General features: G+C 38.3%; 9 protein-coding genes. 8 read left to right on the top strand and 1 reads right to left on the bottom strand.

The window, feature by feature from the left end; all coding sequences use genetic code 11:
• The first annotated feature begins 11 nt into the window (after positions 1-11).
• The 8 genes from CL42_RS05975 to CL42_RS06010 all read left to right on the top strand — a co-directional run bounded on the left by CL42_RS05975 (position 12) and on the right by CL42_RS06010 (position 9,455).
• On the top strand, positions 12-854 hold the full coding sequence (locus CL42_RS05975; protein WP_035266112.1) for an RNA methyltransferase: 843 nt from the start codon (positions 12-14) through the stop codon (positions 852-854).
• Complete coding sequence (gene cysE, locus CL42_RS05980) at positions 847-1,659, top strand: serine O-acetyltransferase (RefSeq protein WP_035266113.1); 813 nt, start codon at positions 847-849, stop codon at positions 1,657-1,659. Before CL42_RS05975 ends, cysE begins: the two co-directional genes overlap by 8 nt.
• A gap of 110 nt (positions 1,660-1,769) precedes the next feature.
• Complete coding sequence (locus tag CL42_RS05985; protein ID WP_035266116.1) at positions 1,770-2,687, top strand: ABUW_2363 family tetratricopeptide repeat lipoprotein; 918 nt, start codon at positions 1,770-1,772, stop codon at positions 2,685-2,687.
• A 115-nt stretch (positions 2,688-2,802) separates the two neighbouring features.
• The gene (locus CL42_RS05990) at positions 2,803-4,806 is read left to right on the top strand and encodes an alpha/beta fold hydrolase (RefSeq protein WP_035266141.1); all 2,004 of its coding nucleotides are present in this window, start codon (positions 2,803-2,805) and stop codon (positions 4,804-4,806) included.
• A gap of 230 nt (positions 4,807-5,036) precedes the next feature.
• Positions 5,037-6,473, top strand: a complete 1,437-nt coding sequence (antA, locus tag CL42_RS05995) for an anthranilate 1,2-dioxygenase large subunit (protein WP_035266117.1) — start codon at positions 5,037-5,039, stop codon at positions 6,471-6,473.
• Between the two features lie 2 nt (positions 6,474-6,475).
• A complete protein-coding gene (gene antB, locus CL42_RS06000) occupies positions 6,476-6,967 on the top strand; it encodes an anthranilate 1,2-dioxygenase small subunit (protein WP_035266119.1) in 492 nt (163 codons plus the stop codon).
• 11 nt (positions 6,968-6,978) lie between these two features.
• Positions 6,979-8,013: an anthranilate 1,2-dioxygenase electron transfer component AntC gene (gene antC / locus CL42_RS06005; protein ID WP_035266121.1), complete on the top strand. Its 1,035-nt coding sequence runs from the start codon at positions 6,979-6,981 to the stop codon at positions 8,011-8,013.
• Positions 8,014-8,111: 98 nt separating this feature from the next.
• Positions 8,112-9,455, top strand: coding sequence for an MFS transporter (locus CL42_RS06010; protein WP_035266123.1), 1,344 nt, complete (start codon positions 8,112-8,114; stop codon positions 9,453-9,455).
• A 43-nt stretch (positions 9,456-9,498) separates the two neighbouring features.
• On the opposite strand, the gene CL42_RS06015 is transcribed toward CL42_RS06010, so the two are convergent.
• Positions 9,499-10,479, bottom strand: a complete 981-nt coding sequence (locus CL42_RS06015) for an AraC family transcriptional regulator (protein ID WP_035266125.1) — start codon at positions 10,477-10,479, stop codon at positions 9,499-9,501.
• Positions 10,480-10,862 lie beyond the last annotated feature (383 nt).

The following is a 10,862-nucleotide window of genomic DNA, read 5'->3' on the forward strand; positions in this document are numbered from 1 at the left end:
TTGGAAGATTTATGAATTTAATTGATAATGCTGCTGTCTCAGCGCATTTGTCTCATGTGCGTATTGTCATGGTGAATACTACCCTGCCTGCGAATATCGGTAGCGCACTTAGAGCAATGAAAACCATGGGGCTTTCAAAATTGGTTTTAGTTGCACCTAAAACTTATCCTCATCCTGATATTGATGCACTTGCAGCCGGTGCAACCGATTTAATTGATCAAATTCAGATTGTAGAAACGCTTGAAGAAGCCATCGCAGATTGTCATTTAGTCTTTGGTACAAGTGCTCGTAGCCGAACTATTCCATGGCCTTTATTAGATGCTCGACCTGCTGCTGATAAATCTATGCAAGCGGTGATCAAAGAACAACAAGAAATAGCCGTAATATTTGGGCGTGAAGATCGCGGATTAACCAATGAAGAATTGGCTATGGCGAATTACCATGTGACCATCCCTGTGAATACAGACTATGGTGTACTCAATGTCGCTCAAGCCATTCAAATTATTTGCTATGAAATGCGAATGGCGACTACGGCTCTCATGGAACAAGTTGAAGATCCTCAAGCTGTTATGAAAGTGACTGATGAAGATTCAATGCATTGGGATGAGCCGTTGGTAACACATCAACAGATGGAACAATTTTATCCTCATTTTGAGAAAATGTTGCACGAAATCGAATTTTTAGACCCAGAAAACCCACGATTATTGCCTTTACGCTTGCGTCGCTTATTCGGACGTATACAATTAGATCGTATGGAGTACCATCTTCTTAGAGGTATTTTTAGTCGTGTTCAGGCATTGAACAATGGCACATGGAAAAAGTCAGATTCTAAAGAGAAATCAAAAGATGCTTAAACAGCTTAAAGAAGATATTCAAGCTGTGTTTGCCCGCGATCCTGCGGCGCGCAACACATTTGAAGTTTTAACCACTTATCCAGGAATTCACGCACTGATTATGCATCGTGTTGCGCATGAGCTTTGGAAAAAAGAGTGTAAAACTTCAGCCCGCATGCTGTCTTCTTTTAGTCGTTTTGCAACTGGTATCGAAATTCACCCGGGTGCCAAAATTGGCAAACGTTTTTTTATAGATCACGGTATGGGTGTGGTCATTGGGGAAACAGCTGAAATTGGTGATGATGTGACGCTCTATCATGGCGTGACATTAGGTGGCACCACTTGGAATAAAGGCAAACGTCACCCAACGTTAGAAGATGGCGTAGTCGTTGGCGCAGGTGCGAAAATTTTGGGACCATTTACCGTACATAAAAATGCGAAAGTGGGTTCAAATGCTGTGGTCACCAAAGAAGTCCCTGAAGGGGCTACTGCCGTAGGTAACCCAGCGCGATTTATTATTAAAAATCAGCAAAAAGATTTGGACAAAGAATCTGAACGACGCAATTATGCAGAAAGCATCGGTTTTCAGCCTTATGCTACAACCCAAGATCAATCAGATCCTATGTTAGAAGGTATGCGAGTATTATTGGATCGTATACAGCACAATGAAAAGCGCATGAACACTTTATGTCAGCGACTTTCATTACTTGATCCAACATTTAATAACGCTCAAAGTAATGGACAACCATTTAGTGCTGAAGAGTTAAAAATCATTGACGAAGTTCGTCGTGAGTGCGAAGCTCAAACAGCACAATCAAAAGCTTAATGTATAAGTTTGACTAAGTTAGGTGAATCTGAGTTGCATGTTGTTTCGACTTTTCATAGACTCAGATTCAACCTGAACTAGAATTTAAAAACATAATATTGGAAGAAAATATGACGATTAAGCCCCTCATTGCCACCATGATCGCTGTTTCATTATTGAGTGCTTGTAGCTCTCCAGCAGTAAAAAAACAATCTAAAACAAACGATCCGATCGTCTTTTCTGAGCCTGATTTAAGTGCGCCATTTTATGCATTAAATCCTTTTAACTATAGCCAACCACCAGTATTCGAGCTTGAACTAAAAAAAGCTGCTGCTGCACCACTTCAAAAACTTGAGGTGACTGATCCAAATAATCCAAACAGAAAGATGATCCTCGAACAAAACAAATTAATCGTACCGACTGTGAATAGTTCACAACGTGCGATGAAATACACGGTTTTAGCGGGTCAAAATGAAATCGATATTACAGAAATTGATGACTTCCTCCAGATGGTTGAAGGTAAAGCACGTCACTATCCTCCTCGCTTTACAGATCGTCAAGAACGTCGCGGTTTTGAAGCTAAATTACGTGAAGTTTCAGCTCAACTAGATACTTTAGCAGCGAAAGATAACGCGTCATTCGATATCTTAATTCGTGCATTTAAAGCAAGTATATTGGGTCGTAACCTTGATCTTGGTTCTGCTTACACCACTAAATCTTTAAAATATGCACAACAAATCCTGAAGATCAACAAAGAAGATGCAGAAGCGAACTTCTGGTTTGGTTTCTCTTTGTCTGAAGGTGGTGGTCAAAAAGAAGCTATTCCATATATCGACAAGGCCATCAAAGCTGGTGTTCAAGAAGCTTATCTCGTAGCTGTCAATAACTACCTCGCATTGAGCCAAAAGAAAAATGCAATCACAACTTTAAAAAATTACAAAGTGAAATACCCTGAAGAAACTGAAGTTGCTGACCGCTTGATTCAAGAAATTGAGAAACAAGGTCGCTACAATGTTTGGCAGATTTTAAACAATCCTGCGAAATCATAATCTTATTTCACAAAATATAGACTGATTATTCAGTCTATTTTTTTTAGCACTTATTTTTATATCCCTAAAAATAACGTATGCTCAGCGTTAATGATTCATGCTGACAGTTGAAAATATGTTTATGATGAACAATAAATACATCGGCGCCCTACTGCTCGCAACACCACTATTTATGACAGGTTGCCAAGTCGTCAGTGTAAAAAATCAAGCGCTTAATGTCTCGATCGCGAATGAACGAGATAGCATATTAACGCGTAAAAAAATGAGCGAAGCGAGTCTGAATGTCCTCTCCATGACAGGCAGTGAGGCTGAAATTTGTTCTAATGATCCCGATAAATGTGTATCTGATCTAAAAAAAATTAAACAAATTCAAGATGAACAACTTTATTCAACTGCAAGTGAAGCATATTTGACACGGGCATTAGCCCTCAGTAATTCTTCAGCCTGTAATACCAGTTTAATTAATAAATATCAGTCAGAAGAAAAGCAAAAAATTCATCAAGAAAACTATAGTCAATGTCTTGATCAACAGTTAGCAATGCTTGATAAAAGTATTCGTTATAGTTATGCCTATCTATTCAAGACAAAACGCCAACCAAGCGACCGTATTTTCGATAATAGACAAGTTCAAATACGAGATTTCTACAATCAAGCCTTGGCGAAAATGGTGATGACCTATGGTATGCGCTATACGGGTGAAAAAGTTCCCAAACAAATAAAAATTGGTGAAAGCATTTATACCATCAACTATGACCATTTCCCTCAGATTGCTAATCAAAAATTAGATAGCCTGCTTTCAAGCTACAACCTCAATTTTAGTGGCTTGCGTTCGATTAACCGTCGGGATGGTTTCGGTGCGGAATTTGTCGCAACGCTTCCAGCGCCAGAGCGAAATAGCGATTCAGGTAAATATATTGTAGATCCATTAAATCACGCTTATAAAAATGGTCGTAACCCTAACATTCATCCACCACGTTATCTTTCAGTCACGATGACCGCTGAGCCTGCGCGTCAAAGTAATGTAGAGGATATTCTGAATGACCCGCATTTCACCCTGAATATTTATGATCCTTATGGATTAGATCAATTAAAAGTAGGTGGAAAAGTTTATCCTTTAGCTGCGAATTACTCTGCGCCTTATGGTTTGTGGCTTGCCGAAAATAACTTAGGTGCTGCTGCATATTTGAGTTTGATTGATCGTGACAATACAATCACAATGCCCCATCTCTTTATGCTCGAACCGTATAATCCAAACAAAAAAATTATTGTTTTGGTGCATGGACTTGCAAGCAGTCCAGAAGCTTGGATTGCATTAACCAATGACATTATGGGAGATAATGTTCTAAGAGAGCATTATCAAGTTTGGCAAGTATTTTACTCAACCAATATGCCAATTTTAGAAAGTCGCTTTCAAGTGAATGCGATCATTAAACAAGCATTTAATTCACTTGATCAATCTACGGCATCAGCTAAAGATGCAGTTCTGATTGGACATAGTATGGGTGGTATTATTTCAAGATTATTGGTGAGCCAAGCTGATTTAACACAACCTGCATTGTCTCAATTAAAAAATTCTCAAATTAGCCGCTTTAAGAATGAACCTTTATTTAAAGCTCGTTTACAAATCAAACCTGTGCCACAGTTTAATCGTGCTATTTTCTTAGCAGCACCTCATCGAGGTACAGATTATGCTGATCGTTGGTTTACACGAGCTGCCCGTAAAGTGATCAAGTTGCCAGGTGCATTTTTGGGTGCATTTGCTGAATCGCTCTCAGATAAAGATATTAATATTAAACATTTTGTCAAAGACTTAGGTCATGGATTGATTCAAAATGGTCCGAGTGATCTGAGTCACAACTCTCCTTTCACCAAATTAACCTCACCTGTGATGCCAGTCAAAGGGTTTAAATTTCACTCCATCATGGGGAATGTGACTGAGAGTAAAGATCCTACTGTTATGTCAGATGGGATCGTGCCTTATCAAAGTGCGCATCTTAAAGGGGCACAATCTGAGATTATTATCAAAGGTGGTCATTCAATTCAGGAAACGCCTGAAGCTGTGTTGGAATTAAGACGAATCCTAAGACTTCATTTGACAGAGCTTGGAATTGCCAAATAACGATTTCCTTTAGCTTTTATCAGCCGATGTATCAAAGATGCATCGGCTTTTTGTTTTTATAGTCCCAAATGACGACTTTTGAATCCCACTCATATTTTTAATTCCCTTCTCCATAAAATATTTGAGAAAAAATGGATAACGATTAGAACAAACTGGATAGCCTGACTCCGTTAATCACTGTTCAATAGATTCAAAGATAAATGAAATCAAGTGATATAAGGAGTTAGACCATGGGATCTCGTAGCAGCATCGAATGGCATGATTTTATTGAAGGATGTATCGATTTTCGACCAGAGGATGGCGTCTATCGTATCGCACGTGACATGTTTACTGAACCAGAACTTTTTGATCTAGAAATGGAAATGATCTTTGAAAAGGTATGGATCTACGCGTGTCATGAAAGTGAAATTCCAAAACCAAATGACTTTGTCACTGTTCAAATTGGTCGCCAACCGCTCATCATTAACCGTGATGGTCAAGGTAATTTAAATGCAATGGTCAATGCCTGCGAGCACCGTGGTGCTACATTGACCCGAGTTGCTAAAGGTAATCAATCCACATTTACCTGCCCGTTCCATGCTTGGTGTTACAAATCGGATGGTCGCCTCGTAAAAGTTAAAGCTCCTGGTGAGTATTGTGATGACTTTGATAAATCATCACGAGGTCTAAAAAAAGCACGTATTGCAAGTTATAAAGGATTTGTCTTCGTTAGTTTAGATACAACAGCTACAGACACCTTAGAAGATTATTTAGGTGATACACGTGTTTTCCTTGATCTTATGGTTGAACAATCACCTACAGGTGAATTAGAAGTTTTACCGGGTAAATCAGCATATACCTTTGCTGGAAACTGGAAGCTGCAAAATGAAAATGGTGTAGATGGCTACCACGTAAGTACTGTTCACTATAACTATGTCTCTACAGTTCAATATCGTCAGCAACTGAATGCACAAAAAGGGACGGGACCAAAAGACACACTTGATTACAGTAAATTAGGTGCAGGTGATGACACAACTGATGATGGTTGGTTCTCATTTAAAAATGGTCATAACGTTTTGTTTAGTGACATGCCTAACCCAACTGTACGTCCTGGTTACGCAACTGTGATGCCATATCTGGTTGAGAAATATGGTCAAAAACGTGCTGAATGGGCAATGCACCGTCTCAGAAACTTAAACCTATATCCAAGCCTTTTCTTTATGGATCAAATCAGTTCGCAACTTCGTATTATTCGTCCAGTTGCGTGGAATAAAACTGAAGTCATTAGCCAGTGTATTGGTGTTAAAGGTGAGTCGGCTGAAGCACGTCGTAACCGTATTCGTCAATTCGAAGATTTCTTCAACGTATCGGGCTTAGGCACGCCTGACGATTTAGTTGAATTCCGTGAACAACAGCGTGGTTTCCAAGCTCGTTTAGAACGCTGGAGTGATATTTCGCGCGGTTATCATAAATGGAATTATGGCGACAGCCCGAATGCTCAAACACTTGGTATTAAACCAGTCATTACGGGAACTGAAATCACTCAAGAAGGTTTATATGTCAATCAACACCAAGTTTGGCGCGATCTCATGTTAAAAGGCTTAAAAAATAAAGCACTTAAACTCACTGAAGATACTTCTGAACCACACGAATGCCCTGCATCACAAGCGACAACTGAGGAGGCTTAATCATGACACAAGCTCTTGTACATCAAGTTTCTCAATTTTTATATGAAAAATCTGCGCTTTGTGACAACTATGAATGGGACGCATATTTAGAACTCTATGATGAAGACAGCGAATACCACATTCCACAATGGATTAGTGACCATGAATACGTCACTGATCCAAACCAAGGACTTTCGTATATCTATTATGAAAACCGTGCTGGCCTTGAAGATCGCGTATTCCGTATTGGAACTGGTAAAGCTGCATCAGCTACGCCCCTTCCGCGTCTCATGCATGCGATTCACAACATCCGTGTAAAAACACTTGAAGATGGATTATTAGAAGTTAAAGCGGGTTGGTCGACATTCTATAACCGCCAAGGTTTAGAAGGCTATTTTTACGGGCATGTCACTTATATACTTCGTCAACATGAAGACACTTTCCGCATTCGTAAACAGCACACCATTTTGTTGAATGACAAAATTGATTCTGTGCTCGACTTCTATCACGTTTAAGGAGTAAAAGAATGAGTCATTCTGTTGCACTCAACTTTGCAGATGGTAAAACGTTCTTTATCTCTGTGAATAATGATGAGCTTTTACTTGATGCTGCGTTCCGTCAAGGTATCACATTACCTTTAGACTGCCGTGAAGGCGTTTGCGCAACCTGTCAAGGGCAATGTGAAAGTGGCAATTACACTCAAGATTATGTCGATGAAGAAGCATTAACCGAACGTGATCTGGCAGAGCGTAAAATTTTAGCTTGTCAAACACGAGTGCAATCGAATGCTGCATTCTATTTCGATCATGACTCAAGTTTCTGTAATGCTGGTGAAACACTTCAACTCGAAACCAAAGTGACTCACGTAGAATTGGTCTCTGAAACTACGGCAATCATTCATGTAGATGCCAGTCAACATACGCAGAAAATTGATTATTTACCGGGTCAATATGCTCGATTAAAAATTCCTGGTGCAAATGATTGGCGTTCTTATTCCTTTGCGAATTTACCCAATGAAGGTAATCAATTACAGTTTTTAATTCGCTTACTCCCGCAAGGTCTCATGAGTGACTATCTGCGAGATCGAGCAAAAGTTGGGGATACAATTTTACTCGAAGCACCTTTAGGAAGTTTTTATCTTCGCGAAGTGGAAAAAGAAAAGCCATTAGTCTTTGTCGCAGGAGGTACTGGATTGTCAGCATTTTTAGGAATGCTAGATCAAATTGTGAAACAACCTCAAATTCCACCAGTACATCTATATTATGGTGTAAACAAAGAGCAAGATTTGTGTGAACAAGAAAGGTTAAAAGCATACTCAGCTAAGATTCCACACTTTGAGTATCATCCCGTAATCGGACAACCTTCTAATGATTGGACTGGAAAAAAAGGATTTATCCACGAACATTTAGATCAATCGCAATTAAGCGAATCAGCATTCGATATGTATTTGTGTGGTCCGCCACCAATGATCGAAGCTGTCAAAAATTGGTTAGCTGATCACCAGATAGACAACGGACGTGTTTACAGTGAGAAGTTTATTCAAAGTCATAGCTCTAGATAATTAAATGAGCTGATGACTATCACTAAGGACTATCGTTAATATTCTTTGCAAACGATAGTCCTTTTTTGTTCTAACGTTTGAATATATGGAAATTTTAAATGCAAAAAATAATTGTAAATGACGTTATTGATCGGGAAAAAATGTCCCCTTTACAATGGACAGTTTTCTTTCTGGGGTTTTTGGTTTTTTTCTGTGATGGATTAGACACTGGCATCTTAGGCTTTATTGCACCATCATTGTTAGATGATTGGGGTATTTCAAAACCAGATCTAGCACCTGTGCTCAGTGCGGCCTTAGTAGGCATGTCGATCGGCGCCATTATCTCAGGACCATTATCAGATAAATTTGGACGCAAGGGTGTCATCGTAATGACGACTTTGTTGTTTTCAATTTTCACCATCATGTGTGGATTTGCTTCTAACACGCAAGAACTTATGATCTATCGTTTTATTACAGGGGTCGGACTTGGTGCGGCTATGCCGAATATCAGCACAATGGTATCCGAATACATGCCTCTAAAACGTAAAGCATTCCTGACCGGATTAGCAGGTTGCGGATTTATGTTAGGGATCTCAAGTGGCGGTGTCTTATCTGCGTTCTTATTAGAGAATCAAGGGTGGGCAAATGTCATTATTATTGGCGGTGTAATCCCACTCATTGTATTGGTATTTTTGATTACCAAGTTACCTGAATCACCCCAATACCTCATCAAACAAAATCGTCAAGAAAAAGCAAAACCAATTCTTGAGAAGATTCACGGTCAAACATTTGATCAAAGTACTGTATTTGTTCTACCTGAAGCAGAAGTATTAGATCCTAAACAAAGCCCTGTTAAAATTTTATTTAGCAAATACTTTTGGGGTTCAGCAATGCTTTGGCTTTGTTGCTTTACCAGCCTAATGGTGTTTTATCTGTTAACCAGCTGGATGCCGACTATTCTTAAAACCGCTGGATTCACAACAGAACAGTTTAGTTTAATTGCAGCGATTTTCCCATTCGGCGGTGTAATAGGTGCATGCTTTATGGGTTGGTATATGGACAAAGTCAATCCAAATACTGTGATTAAATATTCTTATCTCGCAGCATTTGTATTGTTCTTCGTTGCAGCATTTGTGAGTCAAAGTATTGTTTTACTCGGTATTGCAATTTTCTTAATTGGCGCATTATTAGTTGGTGCTCAATCATCATTACTTCCGTTAACAGCACTGTTCTATCCTTCAGTTTGCCGCGGTGTAGGTGTTTCATGGATGCATGGTATTGGACGTATCGGTGCGATCTTAGGTGCGTTCTACGGATCACTGATTTTTACATTTGAATTATCTCTAGCAGGTATTTTCTATATCCTAGCAATTCCAACCTTCATTTCATTTATTGCGCTTGCATTAAAAGGATTAAAAAAACCTGAATCAGCTAATACATCAACTGCTGAAATGACGCAGTAATTTAAAATCAGTCATTAAAAAGCCCCCAATAAAGGGGCTTTTTTTAAACCATAATTTTAAGAGTTTCACTCGGGAGAACCCCATATTTGGCTTTGTATTCTTGAGAAAATCGTCCTAAATGTCTGAATCCCCAGTCATAAGCCGATCTTGAAATGGAAATATTTGAATTGTTCTGCAGCAAAGCATGATGAATCTGTTCAAGTCTATAGTTTTTTAAATAATCCATAGGACTCATATGCAGCGCTTGTTGAAACTCACGGTATAAAGTCGATTTTGAAGTCCCCGATATCATGACTAAATCTGATGCATCCAACTCTTGATCAGCAAAACGATGAATAAACTCTCTGACCACCATGACTGGCTTCGGAAGCTGATACTCTTGGAGCGATCTTAATTCATTGGAATAATTATTGTGCTGGGTTAAAAGCAAAGCCTTAATCAAAAAACTTTCATAATCTTGAGAAAGCAGATTTAAACCATCAAAACGAGAATAATCTTGCCTGAGCGATAAACATTGTTGAATATTATTCCACCACAATCTTAGGAAGTTATCTTCACTAAATGGCATATCTGGCTCAAAAATCACCCGCTCTTTAACAGGTTTAGAAAGCAAATTGGAAAGTACAGATTTGACACTTTCTTCAGGAATCACCACTTGAAATTTTTTACAATTACGGTGAATGATGAGTTCTTGCTGATCCTGACTAGAAACAATGATTCCATTATTACTATGTGATAAATGTGTTTCTCCATTCATACGCAATGTTTGCTGTCCATGAATAGGTAAACTGATACTATATGCACCTAGCTGCTGAATTTGAATAGACACATCTGTGCCATAACTGATACAGCCAATTGCCATTTTTTTACTCGGCAAGCGTATACCTGAATAATGAAAATCAAGCTGATCTTTACGAGCAGTTTCTAATTGATGTGAACCACAAATAAGGCTCATTAATCGTTGAGCAACATTCAATTCACGCGATGCGTGACTAAGATCCTTATGTTGGCTGAGTGTGATCATCCTGTTCACCTAGCTATTTTGAATCATGATAAATACTATAAAACATTTTTAATAATAATGTCGAAATAAAGTCTCTTTACTTCGACTAAATATTTACATATATTTTTGAACACAGATTAGTAAATTAAAAAATACTAATTTGGTATCTTATATTACTTAATAGGTATTTTTATTTTTTATAATATTTTCATTAATTTATATTAAAATCATAATGGTAAAAAATTCGGTTTTATTTGACATTCAGCGATTATAGAGATAGATTTTTAAATAACGTCCTAAGGATAGGACCGATATAAATAAATGTAATTTTTTCAATTACCAATATAGCTATTAAATTTTAAAATTATTATTTCTGGTCTGAATAAGCTGTCATTAAAAAGTAA

The sequence above is a fragment of the Acinetobacter sp. Ver3 genome (assembly GCF_000632455.1).
Taxonomy (GTDB): domain Bacteria; phylum Pseudomonadota; class Gammaproteobacteria; order Pseudomonadales; family Moraxellaceae; genus Acinetobacter.